This is a genomic window from Halomarina rubra (assembly GCF_023699475.1).
Taxonomy (GTDB): Archaea; Halobacteriota; Halobacteria; order Halobacteriales; family Haloarculaceae; genus Halomarina; species Halomarina rubra.
Genome location: NZ_JALXFV010000003.1, coordinates 532,449 through 550,839, shown reverse-complemented (window position 1 = coordinate 550,839; position 18,391 = coordinate 532,449). Strand labels below are relative to the sequence as shown.

The window sequence follows — 18,391 nt, the reverse complement described above, 5'->3', positions numbered from 1 at the left end:
TGTCGAGCGGCATTTTTCGTCGAGGGTTTTGCGCCGAGTGGTGCGCTGCGCGCACCCGAGGCGGAAAACGGTCGTTTTAGAACGTCTCGAGGTACCGGTCGAGTTCCCACTGGGAGACGTCGATGCGGTACTCGTCGTACTCCTGGCGTTTCGCCTTGATGAAGTTCCCCGTGACGTGCTCGCCGAGGGCGTCCATCACGACTTCGTCCTCTTCGAGCGCATCGATGGCCGCGCCGAGGTTCGTCGGGAGCGTGTCGATGCCGTACTCCTCGCGTTTGGCCTCGTCGAACTCGTAGATGTTCTCGCGGACGGGGTCGGGACACTCCAAGCCGCGCTCGATGCCGTCGAGGCCGGCGTGGATGAGCGCCGCGAGCGCGAGGTACGGGTTACACGACGGGTCGGGGAAGCGGGCCTCGACGCGCGATGCGGCCGGGACGCGGGCGGCGGGTCTGCGGATGAGCGCCGAGCGGTTGCGGTCGGACCACGCGATGTAGACCGGTGCTTCGTAGCCCGGGACGAGGCGCTTGTAGCTGTTGACCGTCGGGTTGGCGACCGCGGCGAGGGCGGGTGCGTGTTCGAGCATCCCGGCGGTGAACTGTTTGGCCGTCTCGCTGAGGTTGAACTCGTCGTCGTCGTCGTGGAACGCGTTCACGCCGTCCTCGGTGAACAGCGAGATGTGGGTGTGCATCCCCGAGCCGTTGATCTTCGCGATGGGCTTGGGCATGAACGTCGCGTGGAGGTCGTGCTGGGCGGCGATAGCGCGGACGACCGAGCGGAACGTCGCGACGTTGTCGGCGGTCGCGAGCGCGTCGTCGTAGGTGAAGTTGATCTCGTGTTGGCCCTCGGCGACCTCGTGGTGGGACGCCTCGATCTCGAAGCCCATCTGCTGGAGGCCGTAGATGATGTCGCGACGCACGTCGCTGGCGAGGTCCTTCGGTGCGAGGTCGAAGTAGCCACCCGCGTCGTTGGTCTTCGTCGTCGCGCGACCGTCCTCGTCGTGTTCGAAGAGGAAGAACTCGGGTTCGGGCGCGGCGTTGACGGTGAAGCCGTGCTCGGCGGCGCGGTCGAGGGCGCGTTTCAGGACGCCACGCGGGTCGCCGGCGAACGGTTCGCCCGTCGAGGTGTCGACGACGTCACAGATGAGCCGGGCGCTCGCGGTGCCGTCCTCGTGGTCGCGCCACGGGAGGATGGCGAACGTATCGGGGTCGGGGGTGAGCCGCATGTCCGACTCCTGGATGCGGACGAACCCCTCGATGGACGACCCGTCGAAGTAGATTCCCTCGGTGAACGCCTTCTCGGCCTGCGTCGCCGGGACGGAGACGTTCTTCACCGTGCCGAGGATGTCGGTGAACTGGAGCCGGAGGAAGTCGACGTTGTTCGCTTCGATCTCGTCGACCACTTCCTGCGCCGCCGCCGTCAACCCGCCATCAGCTGTAACGTTTGGATTCGTCATGTTCGTCAGACGTACGGTACAACACTGTAGTCGTATAAAGACGTAGTGGTCGGCGCAACTCTCCCGGGTCACCCCGATAAGTGGATATTCGTAAAATTATAGTCCCCCCAGACGCTCGGTGAGTGTAATGACGTACGAAAATCTAGACGAGAAGCTCGTCAACGCCCTGCTCGACGACGGTCGAGCGAGTCTCCGCAGTCTCGCCGAGGAGCTCGGCGTCTCCGTCACCACGGTGTCGAACCACCTCAAGGACCTCGAATCCAGCGGTGTCATCGACGGCTACACACCCATCGTCGACTACGACGCGCTTGGCTACGACGTGACGGCGGTCGTCCAGTTGAAGGTCGAGGGCAACGCCATCACCGAGGTCGCGGACCTGCTCCGGGACGCCAAGCAGATGGTGTCGGTGTACGAGGTCACCGGCGACCACGACATCGTCGCCATCGGGAAGTTCCGCGACACCGACGACATGAACCGCCAGATCAAGGAGCTGCTCCACGACACCAACGTCAAGGAGTCGAACACGAGCGTCGTGCTCAACACCGTCTCCGAACACGAGCAGTTCCCGCTCGACGTCGAGTAGGAGCCGCCTACCGGCCACGCAGCGGCACAACGAACAAACGGTTTATCTCGCTGGCCGTCGCACCGAACAGTCACTCGACCCCCGGGCACGTCTCGGGACTCCGCTACCATGTCACCGACACTCCAGACGAACGCAAGTCGTGCCGGCGCCCTCGTGAAACACCAGCTGCGAAAGCAGGTCTCCAGCCGTCGTCGCGCGGACACCGCCGACGAGTCCAGGTTCGACGAACTGCTCGAACGCCACGGGGCCGGCCACGACGAGGCGTTCGTCAACGTCGGCCTGGGCGACGTGAAGGGCGCGTTCGGCGGCAACCCCTACGAGTTCGTCGTCTCGAAACTCGACGACGCGTTCGACAGTACGCTCGCGCCGGGGTTCACGGACTACTTCAAGACCTCCGGCGTCTACCACAAGGAGTTCTCGCGACCCAAACACGGCAGTTTCGTCCGTCAGTTCCTCGCCGACGCCGACTACCGCACCGACGACGCCATCAAGTCGTTCCTCGTCCGCGGCGACTACCGGTTCGACGACTGCGTCCACGACGACAGCTACCACGACGACGGCTGTTACGCCAAACTCGAAGCCGAGAACACGCTCGCCATCAACGTCGGCACCGCGTGGCTGGTCTGTCCGCACGTCCACTACCTCGAAGCGCAGTGCGACGTCGACTACGTCGAGTCCCGGACGTTCGACGGCGTCATGTACCGCGACCGGACTAACTACGAACGCATCGAGCAGACCTGCGACATCGCCCGCTCGAAGTTCTACTCGTGGAACCGCTCGAAGCTCGAAGGGCTCCTCGAGGACGAGGGTGTCCTCCACAGCTACGACCTGAACGGCCTCAGCGTCCAGTTCCTCCGCCTCGGCGACCTCACCGACGCGCTCGCGCCGAAACTGCGCGAGGACCCCTACTGGCTCGTCACGCTGTAGAAGAGGGGAGTCGGTCGCCCGAGTCGGTCGCGCTGTCTGCTCGTCTCGGGAGACCGCCGCTCAGTCGCGCTCGGACGGTCGCCGACCCGTCTCGACGTACTCGAACACCTCGGCCCACGTCTCGCCGACCGCTTCGAACGACAGTCGCGACTCCACGTCGGTGGCAGCGCGTGCCATCTCCGCCCGTTCGGTCTCGTCGGTGAGCAACCGCTCGATGGCGTCGGCGTACGCCGCCGGGGTACGGTCGGCGACGAGTAGGCCGTTCTCGCCGTCGTCGACGACGTCGGGAATCGCGCCGACCGCGGGGACCACCGAGGGGACGCCAACGAGCATCGCCTCGACGAGACTCAGCGGGAGCATCTCGCGTTCGGAGGTGAGGACGTAGACGCGGGCGTCGCGGTAGTACTCGACCGGGTCGTTGGCCCACCCGGGCACGTTGACGACGTCGTCCAGTCCGCGGTCGGCGACCGCTCGTCGGACCTCCGCCTCCAGTGGGCCGCCGCCGACGAGCGCCGCGGTGAACGACACGCCGCGTTCGCGGAGGGCGGCGAGCGCCTCGACGAACAGCAGGGGGTCCTTCTCGGAGCTCATCCGCGTGAGCCACAGCACGTCGTACGTCGGGTCGTCCGCGACGCTCGCGTCGGCGAAGTCGGAGCTGACGGGGTGGAGGACGCTGAACGTCCGTTCGTGGGGGACGCCCATCGCCGTCAGGCGCGTCCGGAAGTCCGACCCGCTGACCGACACCACGTCGAAGCGGCGAAACAGCCACTGCACGGCAGGGCCGTAGCTCGACTCGGCGTGGACGTCGAGGTCGCTGCCGATGATGCCGAGATGCGTCGGCGTCCGCGAGAGCGCGCCGACTGCCAGCGCGAACAGGCCGTACGGGACGAGCGAGAACGAGGCGACGAGGTCGAACTCCCGCCGGCGCGCCAACAGCATCGCGGCGAGGAACTGCCGGAGCAGCGTGAGCGGCTTCCAGCGCGACGGTTCGAGCTGGTGGAACTCGACGCCGTTGCCGTCCTCGGGGACGGGGCCGGTGCAGACGTACACCACCTCGTCGGCGGTCTCGGCGATGGGGAGCACGTGCGTCTCGACCTTCCCGACTTTCGGGTCGCCGTCGACCCAGATGCCGAGACCGGCGATGACCAACACGGCGGCGTCGCGGTGCATGCTCTGCCTGCACGGATTGTCCACTTCAAGATGCCGATGGCGTGGGTTCACGCCCGGGAACACAAGCGCTAACCCGTCCCCGACGCCGCCTCCGGTATGCTCGACACCCTCCGGACCCGCGCGCGACCGTTCTTCGCCGAGGCCGCCCCCGCCCACGACTGGCACCACGTCGAACGCGTCGAGCGACTGGCGACCACCCTCGCCGACGACCACGCCGAGGCCGTGGACCGCGACGTCCTCGGCGCGAGCGTCCTCCTCCACGACGTCGGCCGCGAGTACGAGGCACGGGGTGAGGTCGACGACCACGCGGTGTTCGCCGCCGAGCAGACCCCCGACCTGCTCGGAGACCTGGCCGACGAGCGAACCGTCGAGCGCGTGGTCCACTGCGTCCGCGCCCACCGCTACTCGGGCAGCCTCGAACCGGCGACGGTCGAGGCGCGCGTGCTCTGTGACGCCGACAACCTCGACGCCATGGGTGCGGTCGGCATCGGTCGGACGTTCGCCCACGGCGGGACGCTCGGCGAACCGATGCACGGCGACGGCGAGGACCCGCGTTCGGGCGGGCAGTTGGCGCACCTGCGGGGCAAGATATCGTCGCTGCGCGACCGGATGTACACCGACCCCGGTCGCGAACTCGCGGCCGAACGCCACGTCGTCGTCGAACGGTTTATCGAGGAGTTCGAGGCGGAACTAGCGGGCGAGCGGTAGCGACAGAAGTGACTCGGTTTCGGACGGAGCTGTCGCTGGCCGGGCGAAAACAGAGAGAAGTGTTCGTGAGACGGTGCGCCGAGGTCAGCAGGTCGGGATGGGGTGTGGGTTGGCGGAAACCGAACTTACATCGCACCGCCCATGCCGCCCATACCGCCCATGCCGCCCATGCCACCGCCCATACCGCCGCCGGGTGGCATCTCGTCGTCGCCGTCGTCGTCGGTCGAGCCGCCCTTGAGGTCGCCCGCGGCGATGACGTCGTCGATACGGAGGATCATCACGGCGGCCTCGGTGGCGCTCTCGACGGCCTGCGTCTTCACGCGGAGCGGTTCGACGACACCGTCGGCCTGCATGTCCACGACGTCGCCCGTGTAGGCGTCCAGACCGAACGTCTGGTTACCACTGGAGTGCTCGCTGCGGAGCTCGACGAGCGAGTCGATGGGGTCGAGCCCGGCGTTCTCGGCGAGCGTGCGGGGGATGACGTCGATGGCGTCGGCGAACGCCTCGATGGCGAGCTGTTCGCGGCCGCCGACCGTGTCGGCGTAGTCGCGCAGTTCGAGCGCGAGTTCCGTCTCGGGGGCACCGCCGCCGGGCAGCACCTTCCCGTCTTCGAGCGTGACGCGGACGACGCCGAGCGAGTCGTCGATGGCGCGCTCGACCTCGTCGACGACGTGCTCGGTCCCACCGCGCAGGACGAGCGTGACGGACTTCGCTTCCTCGACGTCCTCGACGAAGATGCGGCTGTCACCGGCGATGTCCTTCTCGCCGACGCTGCCGGCGAATCCGAGGTCGTCCTCGGTGATGTCGTCGACGTTGGAGACGACGCGGCCGCCCGTCGCGCGGGCGAGGCGCTTCATGTCGGACTTCTTCGCGCGGCGGACGGCGAGGATGCCCTCCTCGGCGAGGAAGTGCTGGGCCATGTCGTCGATGCCCTTCTGGCAGAAGACGACGTCCGCACCGACGGCCTTCAGCTGGTCGACCATCTCCTGGAGCTGTTTCTCCTCCTGGTCGAGGAACTGCTGGAGCTGGTCGGGGTCGGTGACGTTGATCTCGGCGTCGAGTTCGGTCTCCTTGACCTCGATGGCCGTGTCGAGGAGCGCGATGTTGGCGTCCTCCTTGTAGTACGGCATGTTGTCGTGGACGCGCTCCTTGTTGACGATGACGCCCTCGATGAGTTCGGACTCGCTGACCGACCCGCCGACGGACGTCTCGATCTTGACGTTGTCCGTGTCGATGCCGTCGTCGTCGGCGACGGTCTGGACCGCGCGGACGACGAGCGAGGAGAGCGTGTCCTTCGCGGTCTCCGCGCCCTTGCCCGTCATCGCCGTCGCGGCGATCTGTTCGAGCTCCTCGGTGTCCTCGGCACCGACGTCGATGGCCATGTCCTCGAGGACCTCCTTGGCCTTGCCGGCGGCCTGGCGGTACCCCTGGGCGAGGATGGTGGCGTGGATGTCCTGGTCGAGCAGGTCCTCGGCCTTCGCGAGGAGCTCACCGGCGATGACGACGGAGGTCGTCGTGCCGTCGCCGACCTCGTCCTCCTGGGTCTCGGCGACTTCGACGATCATGTTCGCCGCCGGGTGCTCGATGTCCATCTCCTTGAGGATGGTCACACCGTCGTTCGTGACGACGACGTTGCCCGAGTTGTCGACGAGCATCTTGTCCATCCCTTTCGGGCCGAGTGTGGTCCGTACGGACTCGGCGACGGCCTTCCCGGCCGTGATGTTCATCGACTGGGCGTCGCGCCCGGAGGTGCGCTGGCTGTCCTCGGAGAGTACGATGAGGGGCTGGTTACCCATCTGCTGAGCCATAGTCACCCTGGCGTTGTTTGCGATTCTATATAAAACTGGCGCTGCGTGTGAGAGAAACCGTGGCACGCGAGGCGCGTGTCTCCACTGTGAACTGTTGCCACGGTCGCGTTTAAGTAGGAATCGACGGCGGTCGGACGGTCCGGCGTGGGACGCGGAGGGAGAGGAGAGGGGGAGAGCGGCCGGGGAGGTGCACTCGGTCGTCAGCCGACCGCTTCGAACGGCTCCTGACAGTCGTTGCAGAAGTGGATGGACCGACAGAGCGACGGCCCCTTCGGGTGTTCGCGTTCGGTGTTCGTCCCGTCGCAGTACGGACAGGCCGCCGGTTCGTCGTCATCACCCGCCGCGACCGAGGGGTCGAGGCGTCTCATATCGACACCCCGAACTCCCGCAGGTCCTCGCGGCCGGCCTCCGAGACGAACTCGATGGACCACACCGGCGACCAGACGAGTTCGACGGAGGCGTCGTCGACACCGTCGGGCGACGCGGCGGCCTCCCGGATGTCGTCGATGAGCATGTCGCGGGCGGGACAGCCGGTGTAGGTGAGCGTCATCGTCACCTCGGCGTGGGTTCCCGCGCCGTCCTCGCGCACCGCGACGTCGTAGATGAGCCCCAGGTCGACCACGGAGACGGGCATCTCGGGGTCCTCGACCTCGAACAGCGCGTCCCAGACCTCGCGTTCGAGACCCTCGCTGTCCGCGCCGTTCTTCGGGACCACCGCGTCCTCGGGCACCTCGCCCGAGCGGTAGTCCGTGTACGCGCAGTACTGCGGGCCGTCGGTGGGGTCGGGGGCCGCCTGCGAATTCGTCGGGGGGTCTATCGAGTCGCTCATCTCAGGCCTCGTCGGGGTCCGCCATCAGGCGGCGGGCCTCGGTGCGGTCGAGCATCCGGTACGTGTAGGTGAGTTCGTTGTACTGGCGCTGCCAGTCGTCGGTGTGGTCCCCGTCCCGGCCGGTCTGCTCGGCCACGAGGTCGTCCAACTCCGACTCCTCGGGGACGCTGACGCCGAGGCCGGCGAGGAACGCGCCCGTGATGTCGTACCACTCCGAGCGCAACTGGTCGAGCGACGTCGGGCGAAGTCCCAACTCGACGATGTCCGCCTCCTTCGCGGTCGGTTCGAACAGCGTCAGCGCGTAGGGGTAGAGGTCGTCGACGGCCTGCTGGACGCGTCGGGTCCCGTCGTCGTCCTCACAGAGGCGTTCGAGCCAGTTCTGGGCGTGCTCGCGGTGGTAGTGCTCCTCACCCTGGACCTTCTCGATGCGGTCGGCGATACGAGGGTAGGAGGTCTCGGCGAGCGCCTCCAACTGGAGGAACTCCGCGACGTCGTAGCAGTACGACCGGACGACCGCGTCCGCCCAGTCGCCCGACTCGAACGACTGCTCGCAGAGCGTCGCGTGCCGGAAGTCGGCGGCGTCGCGCTCCCAGATGAGTTCGGACTCCTCGTAGCCGAAGTCCTCCAGCAGGTCGTACCAGAGCCGAGCGTGGCCGAGTTCGTCCTGTGCGATGTTCGCGATGGCGATGTCGGCCTCCAGGGTGGGCCCCTGACACTGCCAGTCGGTGTAGCGGTCGGCGACGACGAACTCGTCGTCCGCGAGCTGGTAGAGCAGGGCCTCGACGGCCTCACGCTCGCGCTCGGAGAGGTCGCCGGGGGCACCGAGTCGCTGGGTGCTCATCCGTTGCCCTCCGCGGCCTCTTCGCGGCCTCGTTCGGCCTCCTCCTGTTCGCGCTGGGACGCCTCGATCTCCTCGGCGAACGTCTCGTCGGTGTTGTAGTTCGTCGCCCAGCGGTACTCCTTCTGGGTGAGACCGCCCATGGCGACGCCCTCGTCGTCGGAGTCGACCTCCGCTATCTCCTCTTTCGGGACGACCCACAGCGAGTGCGCGGGCTTCCGACGGGCGTGCACCACCTGCGCGTACATCCGGGCCATCTCGCGGTTCGGGGCGTGGACGTTGCCGACGTGGACGTGGTAGTCCTTCCGCTTCTCCTGACGGAACACTTCGAATATCATGGTCAGTCTGCGGCGGCGCTACCCGCGCCGGGGTTCTCGATGGCGTCACGCACCCACTCGACGGCCTCCTGGGTCCGGTGGCGCTTGTCTATCTGGCCGACGCCCTGGGGGTACTGGTTGCGAGCGATCTGCATGAACTCGTCCCAGTCGAGGTCCTCTTCTTCGACCTCGTAGCGGTTGGTGTCGTCGTTGAACGTCACCGCGGGCGTCTCGGGAATCTCCAGACCGTACTTCTCGGCTTTCGGGAGGTAGACGTTGAGGAACGCGGTCCGGAGCGCGTCGTTGCCCATCGTCTTCAGCCCCACCGCCGACGAGAAGTCGCTGTGCGTCGACTGGTCGTCGGTCGGCCCGAAGAACTGCAGGATGCGCGGCCACCACTTGTCGAACGCCTCCTGGAGACGCTGCTGGTCGCGCCGGGTCCCGCTGGCGAGTTCGGCGAGGATGGACTCGCCGTGTTTGATGTGGAACCCTTCTTCGAAGCAGATCTTGTCGATTGCGTGGGCGTACGGCTCCCACGACGTGCGTTTCAGGGTCGCCTGTCGACGCATCGCCGCGCCGTCGACGAAGAACATGATCATCGGCAGTTCGTACCAGTCGTCCAGCGGGTAGTGGAAGCAGTTGAGGAACTTCCCCTCCCCGTTGGCGAGTTCGTCGAGCATCTGCTCGCGCGTCTTGATGCCGAGGTTCTCGGCGGCGCGGTAGAGCAGTTGTCCGTGGCCGATCTCGTCTTGGACCTGTGCCGACACCGCCAGCTTTCGGTCGAGCGAGGGGGCCTGTCGGATGAACGGGCGCTCGATGTACGCCCCCATGATCTCGGAGTTGGCGTGGAACTGGATCATCCGCGTCGCTGCCTTGCGGTACTCCTCGGGCATGTCGTCGGTCGGCCCGAACTCCCGCGGGCCGGCGCGCTGTTTGACCTCCTCGATGTCCATGGAGTAGCGTTTGTAATGGTCCTGCATAGAGTGTCGCCCGCACATGGACGGGCCTTAAGTACGTTCGCGTGCTACCGCCCCTCGTGATTCGCCCGTGGCCACGGTGAGCGAGACGGGGTCGGCCGCGTGATAGCGGAGTGTCTCGTCGTCGAGTTCGCCGTCTCCGGCGACGACTGTCCACTGGCGGAGGCCTCGCGCGTGGGCGTCACCATCGACGCGAACCCGCCACAGCTCCGCGCGGACGGCAACACGCTCCTCCAGTTCGGCGCGCCCGACGACGACCGCCTCGCACGCGCGCTGGACGAGGACGACCGCATCCGCTACCTCCACCGCGCCCGCACCGACGGCCGAGCGACCTACCGCTGTCTCTCGAAACACCCCTGCGTCGTCCACGAACTCGTCAGCGAGGGGTTCGTCGTCGAGTCGCTCTCCTATCGCGACGGCGACGCCCGGTTCACCGGCGCGGTCGTCGGCTACGACGTGCTGGAGGGCGTGATGAACCGCGCCGGCGAGACCGTCGGCGTCCGTCTGGAGCGGGTGTACCCGCTCGGCACCGAGGAGGAGCGACCGGTCGCCCAGCGCTGGAACCTCACGCCACGACAGGAGGAGGCGTTCCGGACCGCTCAGTCGATGGGCTACTTCGAGGTGCCACGCCGCGCCGACGCGAGCGACGTCGCCGCCGAACTCGGCATCGGCAAGTCCTCGTTCCTCGAACGGCTTCGTCGCGGTCAGCGCGCGCTGTTCGCCCAACTGTTCGGGTGAAAAAGGTCGAGTCAGTGGTTCGGTTCGGGCGACCGCTCGCCCATCTGGACGACGCCGACCTGCTGGAGCAGGCCCAGCATGTCCGCTTCGACCCAGGTCTCGGCCGTCTTGCCGTCCTCGACCCGCGAGAGCACCATCCCGGATATCTCGGCGGGCCGGTCGGTCGGCGGGATGCCCATGTACTCGCCGTCGTGGGTGCCCCGATACGTGTAGCGCGTCGCCACGTAGTCGCCCTCCGCGACCATCGCCTCGACGGTCGATTCGAGGTCCGAGAAGCCGCTGTGCAGCATCATCATGTACTCCTTCATCGCCTCCCGGCCGTGGATGTCGCCCGCGCCGGGTGCGCCGTGCTGGACGAAGTCCTCGGTCACCAGTTCGTCGATTCGGTCGTAGTTCCGTCCGTTGAACACCTCGCGGTTGAACCGCTCGATGTGCTCCTTGTTCGTTCTCGTCGTGACTGCCATCGTCGTCACCGAGCGAAACGGAGGAGGCGCGCGAGGAAATAGTCGTCGTGCCTACAGGAATAGACACGTCCGTTTTCGGCCGATTCGGCGGTTTCGAAGGGAGCGGCCGGTGGGGTCACCGACGCTTGGGCACCGTCGAGAAGCGCGTCCCCGACCCACCCTTCGGCATCGTCGAGAACTGCGTCGGGTCCCGTTTGGTGCTGGTCACCGTCGAGAGTCGTTCCGCCCGGCCGCGCTCGCCGTCGTCCTCGCCGTCGTCGGACTCCTCGTCCTCGTCGTCCCCGCCGGGCGCTTTGTCGCGGGCTTCGTCGACGCCGGACCGGAGTCGGTCGGCGGCCGCCTCGACCCGCCCACGCAGCGAATCGTCCTCTTCGGCTGCCGCGTCGGACTCGTCGCTCGACTGCTCGTCGGCCGATTCATCCGTGACCTCACCGGCGGCGTCCGCGACACGCTCGACGACGGCGTCGACCACCTCGTCGGCCGCGTCGTCCTCCTCGCTCGCGTCGTCCGGTTCGGACTCCGACTCCGCTGTCGCGTCGTCGCCCGACGTCGCCTCGGACTCCGCGTCGTCGGTGTCCGTGTCGGCTTCGGCATCGGTCCCTTCGTCCTCGTCGGCGACCTCGAACAGGTCGCCGAGTTCGGCCCGGAGGTCCTCGCTCTCCGCGTCGTCCCACGCGTCCGCGAGTTTCGAGAGCTTCAACAGCTGTCTGAGTTCGAGTACGCGGCCCTCGTCGCCCTCGGCGAGCGCCATGACGATGGTGTCGTAGCCGTCCTCGCCGCCCAGACCGACCGCGTCCAGCAGCGCGTCAGAGTCGGCCTCGTCGACGAGCGAGGCCGCCGCGTCGGCGACCGCCCGAAGCGTCGAGGTGGCCGTCACGTCGCCGTCGCCATCGTCGCCGGACTCCGTCGCCGCCGCCAGCGCGTCGCGGGCGTCGGCGAGCACCGCGTCGAGACGCGCCTCCACGGGAGACTCCTCGTCGGTCATCTCACTCCGCCTCGTCCTCGCTCTCCTCGTCTCCGGACGCCTCCGAGTCGCCGAGTGACTCGACGATCTCGTCGGTCATCTCCTCGCGGGAGAGGTTCGCCTTCACGCCGGTCTCCTTCGCGACCGACTGGAGTTCGCGGTACGACATCACGTCGAGCAGTTCGCGCAGCGTCTCCTCGCGGAGGTCGCCCGCACCAGACGGGAGCCCACCGGGACCACCGTCTTCGCCCTCGTCCTCGGCGTCCGCGTCTGTCTCCTCGGTCGTCTCGTTCTCGGACTCTTCGGACTCCGCCGACTCCTCGGACGACTCTGCGTCGTCCGTGGTTTCTTCGCTCTCCTCGTCCGCCGACTCGTCGCCAAGGTCCTCGCTCTCCTCGCCCGCTTCCTCGTCGTCCTCGGTCACGCTGGCGACGCCGTCCGTCGCGGCGTCGACGGCCTTCGAGGCGGCCTCGCTGGCGGCCTCCTTCGCACCGCCGTCGCCGTCGTCGTCACCGTCGTCGCTGCTCGACCCGCCACCGAGCACCTGCTGGACGGCCTCCTCGGTGCCGACCTGCTTCAGGTCCTTCGCGAGGGCGGCGAGCGCCTCCCGGTCGGTCAACAGCTCCTCGATTGCCGACCGGATGGCCGCGACGACCGACCGGAGGATGTCGCGGACCGACAGCCCCTCGTCGAGGCCGTCGCGGAGGGCGCTCTCGGCGGCCGCGCCGACCTGCGCGCCGATGCGACGACCCGCCTTCGCGCCGATGGTCCGGCCGACCTGCGCGGCGACCTCGGTGTCGGTCAGTCGCTCTTCGACCTTCTCGGCGACGGCGTCGCCGAGGGAGCTACTCTCCGCCATCGTCACCCCCGACGTTCAGGAGGCGCTTGAGCACCGTCGTCCCCACGGTCCGACCGAGTAACGCCCCGAGCAACCCCCCGAGCAGTTCGCCGAGGCGCGCGCCGACGGTCTCGCCGACGCCGTCGGTGTCGCCCTCACCCTCGCCGCCGAACAGCGACTCGAACTGCGTGTCCGCGAACAGCGACTCGTAGTCGAGACTCGCCAGCAGGTCGACGAGGTCGATACGGTCGGCGAGCGACTGGTCGCTCATCTACTCCTCGCTCTCGTCGTCGCCCTCGTCCTCGGCGTCGTCGTCCGAGTCCGAACCCGAATCCGAGGCGCTCTCGCTCTCCTCGTCGTCGTCATCGTCGTCGAGCAGGTCGTCCAACCCGAGCAGCTGGGAGATGACACCGACGACCACCTGCGTGAGCAGTTCACCGAGCGGGATGTCGTCGATGGCGTCGCCCAGCGTCTGTTTGACGCGGTCGAACGCATCCGAGACTCGCTTGCCGAAGTCGAAGTCGAAGTCCAGTCCGAGACCGTCGAGCAGTCCACCCAGACCGTCGTCGAGCAGCCCCGCGACTGCCGAGAGCAGGTTGCCGAGGAGGTTCCCGTCGCCTTCGACCGCCGTGACGTCCAGGACGAGTTCGCTCAGCGAGACGTCGAGACCGAGGAGGTCGAGGTTCAACCCGCGAAGGTCGAGAAACAGGATCTCCGTCCCCTCGTCGTCGTTCGCGATGGCCTCCGCCGTCAGCTCCTTTCGACGCTGGTCGTCCTCGCCCGACTCCCGGCCGTCGGCCGACTCCGCCGACTCCTCCTGCTCTTCTTGTTCTTCTTGTTCTTCTTGTTCTTCTTGTTCTTCTTGTTCCGCCTCCGCGCTCGACCCGCCGTCCGTCAGTAACACCCGTGACTCGTCCATGGTAGTACAGTCCGGGACTCCTGGAACGCTGATATGGGCACGGCTTGCCCCAGCAATGCCACAGCGTTCGGCGTTCGGTGAGACGCGGTCTTCGCTACCGCTCGGACCTCGCTCTCTCACGACTCGCCTCCGCTCGTCGTTCGGAGAGAGCGGTTCTCATTCGATTTGCTCAGTCCGAACCGCGCTACTCCGCGGGTCGCTACGCTCCCCGCTCCGTTACGAGGAGTTCGCTGACGCTCACTCCTCGCTCTCTCCGTAGTGGCTCCGTTTCCGCCACATGAACTTCATGTCGCCCGCCAGCACCTCCTCGTCGTCCTGGTTGTGGACGTGCGTATCGATGGTGACGACACCCGCGTCGTCGCGCGAGGAGAGCTCTTTCACGCCGGTACACTCGAAGGTCGCCTGGAGCGTGTCGCCGATGAAGACGGGGTTCTTGAGGTCCATGTAGTTCATCCCGAGGAACGCGAACACGGTGCGCTCGACGATACCGGTTCGCTGGAACAGCCCCGTCGCGACGATGAACGTCATCGGCCCCTGCGAGATGCGCGCCCCGTAGGGACCGTCGTCGGAGTACTCCTTGTTCGTGTGCAGTTCCGTCCAGTCGCCCGTGAACATCGAGTGCATCACGAAGTCCGACTCCGTGATGGTCCGGCCGGCGCTCTCGAACGTCAGTCCCTCCTCCATGTCCTCGAAGTAGTGTGGCTCGTAACTGTACGGCATACCGGACCCTCCGAAGGCGACAGTAAGAATGTATCGTGGTAGTCCATGACACATGTCGGCGGCGCGCGACGGCCGTCGAACCGCGCTCGCGACTCAGAACTCGTCGCAGACGGGGATGCCGACGGTCGCGTAGTCGTCCATGCTGGCGACGACCTCGGGGACCTCCTCGAGCGAGACGGTCTCGGTGACGATACGGCCGGGGTCGAGCTTTCCGGCGTCCATCATCGAGAAGATCTCCTCGTACTCCTGGGGCGGCATGCCGTACGAGCCGTAGAACTCGCGTTCGTCCGTGACCATCGTGTCGACGGGGAGTGACACCTCGCCCTCCTCCTCACCGGTCGTGAGGCCGATCTGGAGGTGCTGGCCGCCCTTCGCCAGCGAGTTCACCGAGTTGCGGCAAGTGTCGGCGATACCCAGCGCGTCGACGCTGACGTCCACGCCACGCGAGCGTGGGGTGAACTTCTTGACCGCCTGTGCGACGTCTTTCACCTCGGTCGGGTCGACCGTCGACTCCGCGCCGAGTTCGCGGGCCATCTCCAGACTCGCCGCGTCGATGTCGACGGCGACGACGCGTGCCCCGAGCGCGTCGGCGACGTGGACGGCCGAGAGGCCGACCCCGCCACAGCCGTGGACGGCGACGGTGTCGCCCGGCGTCACGTCGACGCGGTGGGCGACGCCGTGGAACGCGGTGGCGAACCGACAGCCGAGACCGGCCACGTCGACCGGGTCGATACCGTCGGGAATCTTCACGGCGTTCTGGTCGGCCGCCCGGATGGGGAAGCGCTCGGCGAACGCACCGGGTTGGAACTGGACGAACCCCATCGGGATGGACTTCTCACAGATGTTCGCCCGGCCCGCCCGACAGTGTCGGCAGGTGCCGTCGGACATGTTGAACGGCGTGGTGACGCGGTCGCCCTCGCTGACGGTCGTCACCTCCTCACCGACCTCGACGACCCGACCGACGGGTTCGTGGCCGAACACCAGTCCGGGCGTCATCATCATCCCGATCCAGTCCCAGTCGCCGGTCCAGGCGTGCCAGTCCGACCGACACACCCCGCAGGCTTCCGTCTCGACGACGACCCCGTCGGGGTCGCAGTCGGGGTCGTCGACCTCCTCGACGGTCATCGGCTCTTCGGCTCCCTGAAACACGACAGCGCGCATGGAATCGACTGCACGCGCCGCCGGTATAACTGTGGGGTGCGAACACGAACCACGTCACGCTGCAAACTTTAACCGTCCCCCCACCGAAGCGCCGCGCATGAGCGACAGCGACAGCAGGAACGACCTGCGTATGCCCGACGACGACGAGGTGTTCGCCGTCGTGACCGACATGCTCGGGGCCAACCGGGTGAAGGTACGATGCATGGACGGGAAAGACCGGACCGCGCGCATCCCCGGTCGGATGCAGAAACGCGTCTGGATCCGCGAGGAGGACGTGGTGCTCGTCGAGCCGTGGGACTGGCAGGACGAGAAGGGCGACATCGCCTGGCGCTACGAGAAGCAGGACGCCGACCAGCTCCGGCGCGAGGGCCACATCCAGTGACGCGATGACCTATCCGACGCCGGTCCCCCACCGCGAGGCACTGTTCGCGCTGTGTGACCGGCTTCCCGACGACCTGCCGTGGGCGGTGACCGCGAGCGAGAACCTCGCGCTCCGTGGGTTCGACGTCTCACCCGGCGACCTCGACGTCACCACGACCGCCGACGGCGCGTACCGCATCGAATCGCTGTTCTCGGAGACCGTCACCCGTGCGGTCGTGCCGCCCGCAGAGGCCGAAGCCGAGTTCATCAGGTCGCACTTCGGAGCGCTGTCGCTCCACGGCACCGAGGTCGAACTGATGGGCGACGTCGAGCATCGAGTCGGCGAGGCGAAACCACCTCGAAGGACCGACGAAACCGCCGACGGCGAGTGGGTCCCCGACCCGCCCGTCGCCGAGACCCGCGAGTTCCTCACCGTCGAGGGGCGTGACGTGCCCGTGATGCCGCTGGCCGTCGAAGCCGCCGGCTACCGTGCCCGTGGCGACCACGACCGAGCGGCCACCGTCGAGGCCCGAATCGAGGCGGCGGACGGACGAGAGACCGACCGGGACGACGCGCAAACCGGGAGCCGTATCCCTGCGGAGACGGAGGGTGAGAGATGAGCGACGAGGAGTACGGGCTGTTGGACCTGGAGAACGCCGACGGCTTCGGCGACGAGTGGGAGGAGGTCGACGTCGCCGACACCGAGGCCGACCGTATCGCCCGGAAACGCGACCGGAAGTTCCTGGAGTTCAGGAAGCGCATCAAGAACTCCGAACGGCTGAAGGTCGACGACTCGGTGTTCGACGACGCCACCTACGCCGCCATCTACAAACTCGTCCAGGACGGTCACATCGAGGCGTTCGGAGGCCCCGTCTCGACGGGCAAGGAGGCCGCCGTCTACACCGCACTCGGCGCGGAGCACACCGTCGCCGTCAAGGTGTACGCCATCTCCGCGAGCGACTTCAAGCAGATGCGCGACTACCTCGACGGCGACCCCCGTTTCGAGGGCATCGGCAACGACAAACGCAAGGTCGTGATGGCGTGGGTCCGCAAGGAGTTCGCCAACCTCAAACGCGCGAAGGAGGCCGGCGTCCGCGTTCCCGACCCCATCGCCGTCGAGCGCAACGTGCTGGTCATGGAGTTCGTCGGCAGCGACGAGGGCCAGCGCGGTCACCGCCTCGCGGAGGTCGACATCGAGAACCCCGAGACCGCCTACGAGGTCGTCCGGGAGTACACCCGTCGCCTCTACGACGCCGGCCTCGTCCACGGCGACCTGAGCGAGTACAACATCGTCGTCCACGAGGGCGAGTTGGTCGTCATCGACCTCGGGCAGGCCGTCACCGTCCACCACCCCAACTCGCGGGAGTTCCTCGAACGCGACTGCCGGAACGTGGCGAACTTCTTCGCCCGCCAGGGCGTCGACACCTCCGGCGAGCAACTGCTGGAGTACGTGACGAGCGAAGCCGACCCCGACCCGTAGCGTTCCTGCGTCGCGGTGCCGAAGCCGAAACCGAACCTCACGGCCGGCCGACAGAAACGAACTTCTGTTCGTCGGCAAACAGAAATGTAGTTCTGATTACCTATATCCCCCTCACTCTCCCACCGTGGAGTATGTCCAGTCTCTTTCGGAACCCCAACTTCGCCCGGCTGTTCGCCGGGCGGGTGGTGACGAACGTCGGTGACAGCCTCTACTACGTCGCCGCGATGTGGCTCGTCTACGACCTCACCGGCTCGTCGTTCTACACCGGACTGGCGGGGTTTCTCGTCCTCACACCCAGCGCGCTCCAGTTCCTGTTCGGGCCGCTCGTCGACCGCGTCTCGCTCCGGCGGCTGCTCGTCGGTACGCAACTCGTCCAGGCGCTCGTCGTACTCGTCGTTCCGGTGGCGTTCACGCTCGGCTACCTGAACGTCTGGGTCCTGCTCGGTGTGATGCCGCTGTTGTCGCTGCTCAACCAGCCGGTGTACCCAGCGCAGTCGGCCGCCCTCCCCCGTATCGTCGAGCGAGAGGACCTCGTGCGGGCGAACTCGCTGTTCTCGCTGGCGTACCAGGGCATCGACGCCGGGTTCAACGCCGTCGGCGGCCTGCTCGTCGCGCTGGTCGGCGCGACGGCGCTGTTCGTCCTCGACGCGGCGACGTTCCTGGTGGCGGCCGCCCTGTTCGCCGGGTTGCGAGTCCGGGCGGCCGGTGAGGCGCGTGCGGCGGTCGAGTCAGCCGACGGTGCGGACGACCACGGCGCGGACGACCCTGTCGCGGCCACCGACGGCGGAGCAGACGAACCCGCCCAACGAGCCGACGGCGGCGACGAGACGGCCGACGGAACCGACGACGACGCCGAACGGTCGAGCTACCTCGCCGAACTTCGGGAGGGCATCGCGTTCCTCCGCGGGACGCTCGTGGGGAAGGTGCTGCTCGGCTCGCTCGTCGTCAACGGGACGTTCGGCGCGGCGATGGCCGTCATGCCCGCCTACGGCGACCTGCTCGGAGGCGAGGTCGCCTACGGCCTGCTGTCGGCGGCGGTCGGCGGCGGCATCTTCGTCGGTGCGGTCGTCGCCAGTCGGTTCGAGCGGTTCGCGTTCGGTCGACTCAGCATCGTCGGCTACCTCCTCGGGGCGGCGC

At 67.4% G+C, this 18,391-nt stretch carries 23 protein-coding genes; 8 read left to right on the top strand and 15 right to left on the bottom strand.

Features of this window, described 5'->3' with window-relative positions:
* Positions 1 to 76 precede the first annotated feature (76 nt).
* Positions 77 to 1,453, bottom strand: coding sequence for a type I glutamate--ammonia ligase (gene glnA / locus M1L36_RS08030; RefSeq protein WP_250873187.1), 1,377 nt, complete (start codon positions 1,451 to 1,453; stop codon positions 77 to 79).
* 127 nt (positions 1,454 to 1,580) lie between these two features.
* Between glnA and lrp the strand changes: the two genes are divergently transcribed.
* Together lrp and M1L36_RS08020 are read left to right on the top strand one after the other, a co-directional pair.
* A complete protein-coding gene (lrp, locus tag M1L36_RS08025) occupies positions 1,581 to 2,036 on the top strand; it encodes an HTH-type transcriptional regulator Lrp (protein ID WP_250873186.1) in 456 nt (151 codons plus the stop codon).
* A 153-nt stretch (positions 2,037 to 2,189) separates the two neighbouring features.
* A complete protein-coding gene (locus M1L36_RS08020; protein WP_250873185.1) occupies positions 2,190 to 2,963 on the top strand; it encodes a hypothetical protein in 774 nt (257 codons plus the stop codon).
* A 60-nt stretch (positions 2,964 to 3,023) separates the two neighbouring features.
* Here the strand turns inward: M1L36_RS08020 and M1L36_RS08015 are convergent, their stop codons facing one another.
* Positions 3,024 to 4,133 carry a glycosyltransferase gene (locus tag M1L36_RS08015; protein WP_250873184.1) on the bottom strand — a complete coding sequence of 370 codons (1,110 nt, stop codon included), beginning with the start codon at positions 4,131 to 4,133 and terminating at the stop codon, positions 3,024 to 3,026.
* Between the two features lie 96 nt (positions 4,134 to 4,229).
* Here M1L36_RS08015 and M1L36_RS08010 point away from each other — a divergent pair, with 96 nt between their 5' ends.
* A complete protein-coding gene (locus tag M1L36_RS08010; protein ID WP_250873183.1) occupies positions 4,230 to 4,841 on the top strand; it encodes an HD domain-containing protein in 612 nt (203 codons plus the stop codon).
* Positions 4,842 to 4,966: 125 nt separating this feature from the next.
* Here the strand turns inward: M1L36_RS08010 and thsA are convergent, their stop codons facing one another.
* The 6 genes from thsA to paaA form a co-directional block, all read right to left on the bottom strand.
* Entirely contained in the window at positions 4,967 to 6,637 is a 1,671-nt protein-coding gene (gene thsA, locus M1L36_RS08005; RefSeq protein WP_250873461.1) for a thermosome subunit alpha, read from the bottom strand.
* A gap of 212 nt (positions 6,638 to 6,849) precedes the next feature.
* Positions 6,850 to 7,017, bottom strand: coding sequence for a 1,2-phenylacetyl-CoA epoxidase subunit PaaE (paaE, locus tag M1L36_RS08000; protein WP_250873182.1), 168 nt, complete (start codon positions 7,015 to 7,017; stop codon positions 6,850 to 6,852).
* Entirely contained in the window at positions 7,014 to 7,478 is a 465-nt protein-coding gene (paaD, locus tag M1L36_RS07995) for a 1,2-phenylacetyl-CoA epoxidase subunit PaaD (RefSeq protein ID WP_250873181.1), read from the bottom strand. Before paaD ends, paaE begins: the two co-directional genes overlap by 4 nt.
* Position 7,479: 1 nt before the next feature.
* Positions 7,480 to 8,319: a 1,2-phenylacetyl-CoA epoxidase subunit PaaC gene (paaC, locus tag M1L36_RS07990; RefSeq protein ID WP_250873180.1), complete on the bottom strand. Its 840-nt coding sequence runs from the start codon at positions 8,317 to 8,319 to the stop codon at positions 7,480 to 7,482.
* Positions 8,316 to 8,654 (bottom strand): 1,2-phenylacetyl-CoA epoxidase subunit PaaB, encoded by a 339-nt coding sequence (gene paaB / locus M1L36_RS07985; RefSeq protein ID WP_250873179.1) that lies wholly within the window; start codon positions 8,652 to 8,654, stop codon positions 8,316 to 8,318. The genes paaC and paaB overlap by 4 nt, the downstream gene beginning before the upstream one ends.
* 2 nt (positions 8,655 to 8,656) lie before the next feature.
* Positions 8,657 to 9,586, bottom strand: coding sequence for a 1,2-phenylacetyl-CoA epoxidase subunit PaaA (gene paaA / locus M1L36_RS07980; protein ID WP_250873460.1), 930 nt, complete (start codon positions 9,584 to 9,586; stop codon positions 8,657 to 8,659).
* 126 nt (positions 9,587 to 9,712) lie between these two features.
* On the opposite strand from paaA, the gene M1L36_RS07975 reads away from it, so the two are divergent.
* Complete coding sequence (locus M1L36_RS07975) at positions 9,713 to 10,348, top strand: helix-turn-helix domain-containing protein (protein WP_250873178.1); 636 nt, start codon at positions 9,713 to 9,715, stop codon at positions 10,346 to 10,348.
* 11 nt (positions 10,349 to 10,359) lie between these two features.
* Here M1L36_RS07975 and M1L36_RS07970 read toward each other — a convergent pair whose 3' ends face one another.
* The 7 genes from M1L36_RS07970 to M1L36_RS07940 all read right to left on the bottom strand — a co-directional run bounded on the left by M1L36_RS07970 (position 10,360) and on the right by M1L36_RS07940 (position 15,414).
* Entirely contained in the window at positions 10,360 to 10,812 is a 453-nt protein-coding gene (locus M1L36_RS07970) for an ester cyclase (RefSeq protein ID WP_250873177.1), read from the bottom strand.
* Positions 10,813 to 10,927: 115 nt separating this feature from the next.
* Positions 10,928 to 11,797, bottom strand: coding sequence for a DNA polymerase V family protein (locus M1L36_RS07965; RefSeq protein ID WP_250873176.1), 870 nt, complete (start codon positions 11,795 to 11,797; stop codon positions 10,928 to 10,930).
* A gap of 1 nt (position 11,798) precedes the next feature.
* The gene (locus M1L36_RS07960; protein ID WP_250873175.1) at positions 11,799 to 12,635 is read right to left on the bottom strand and encodes a hypothetical protein; all 837 of its coding nucleotides are present in this window, start codon (positions 12,633 to 12,635) and stop codon (positions 11,799 to 11,801) included.
* A complete protein-coding gene (locus M1L36_RS07955; protein WP_250873174.1) occupies positions 12,622 to 12,885 on the bottom strand; it encodes a hypothetical protein in 264 nt (87 codons plus the stop codon). The genes M1L36_RS07960 and M1L36_RS07955 overlap by 14 nt, the downstream gene beginning before the upstream one ends.
* Positions 12,886 to 13,533 (bottom strand): hypothetical protein, encoded by a 648-nt coding sequence (locus tag M1L36_RS07950; RefSeq protein WP_250873173.1) that lies wholly within the window; start codon positions 13,531 to 13,533, stop codon positions 12,886 to 12,888.
* Between the two features lie 237 nt (positions 13,534 to 13,770).
* A complete protein-coding gene (locus tag M1L36_RS07945) occupies positions 13,771 to 14,253 on the bottom strand; it encodes a MaoC/PaaZ C-terminal domain-containing protein (RefSeq protein ID WP_250873172.1) in 483 nt (160 codons plus the stop codon).
* A 93-nt stretch (positions 14,254 to 14,346) separates the two neighbouring features.
* Positions 14,347 to 15,414 carry a zinc-dependent alcohol dehydrogenase family protein gene (locus M1L36_RS07940; protein WP_250873171.1) on the bottom strand — a complete coding sequence of 356 codons (1,068 nt, stop codon included), beginning with the start codon at positions 15,412 to 15,414 and terminating at the stop codon, positions 14,347 to 14,349.
* Positions 15,415 to 15,511: 97 nt separating this feature from the next.
* Between M1L36_RS07940 and eif1A the strand changes: the two genes are divergently transcribed.
* The 4 genes from eif1A to M1L36_RS07920 all read left to right on the top strand — a co-directional run.
* On the top strand, positions 15,512 to 15,796 hold the full coding sequence (eif1A, locus tag M1L36_RS07935; protein WP_250873170.1) for a translation initiation factor eIF-1A: 285 nt from the start codon (positions 15,512 to 15,514) through the stop codon (positions 15,794 to 15,796).
* A 4-nt stretch (positions 15,797 to 15,800) separates the two neighbouring features.
* Complete coding sequence (locus M1L36_RS07930; RefSeq protein WP_250873169.1) at positions 15,801 to 16,394, top strand: nucleotidyltransferase domain-containing protein; 594 nt, start codon at positions 15,801 to 15,803, stop codon at positions 16,392 to 16,394.
* Positions 16,391 to 17,254: a serine/threonine-protein kinase Rio1 gene (rio1, locus tag M1L36_RS07925; RefSeq protein ID WP_250873168.1), complete on the top strand. Its 864-nt coding sequence runs from the start codon at positions 16,391 to 16,393 to the stop codon at positions 17,252 to 17,254. Before M1L36_RS07930 ends, rio1 begins: the two co-directional genes overlap by 4 nt.
* Positions 17,255 to 17,385: 131 nt before the next feature.
* Positions 17,386 to 18,391, top strand: a 1,006-nt coding sequence (locus M1L36_RS07920) for an MFS transporter (protein ID WP_250873167.1), incomplete at its 3' end; no start/stop codon positions are given.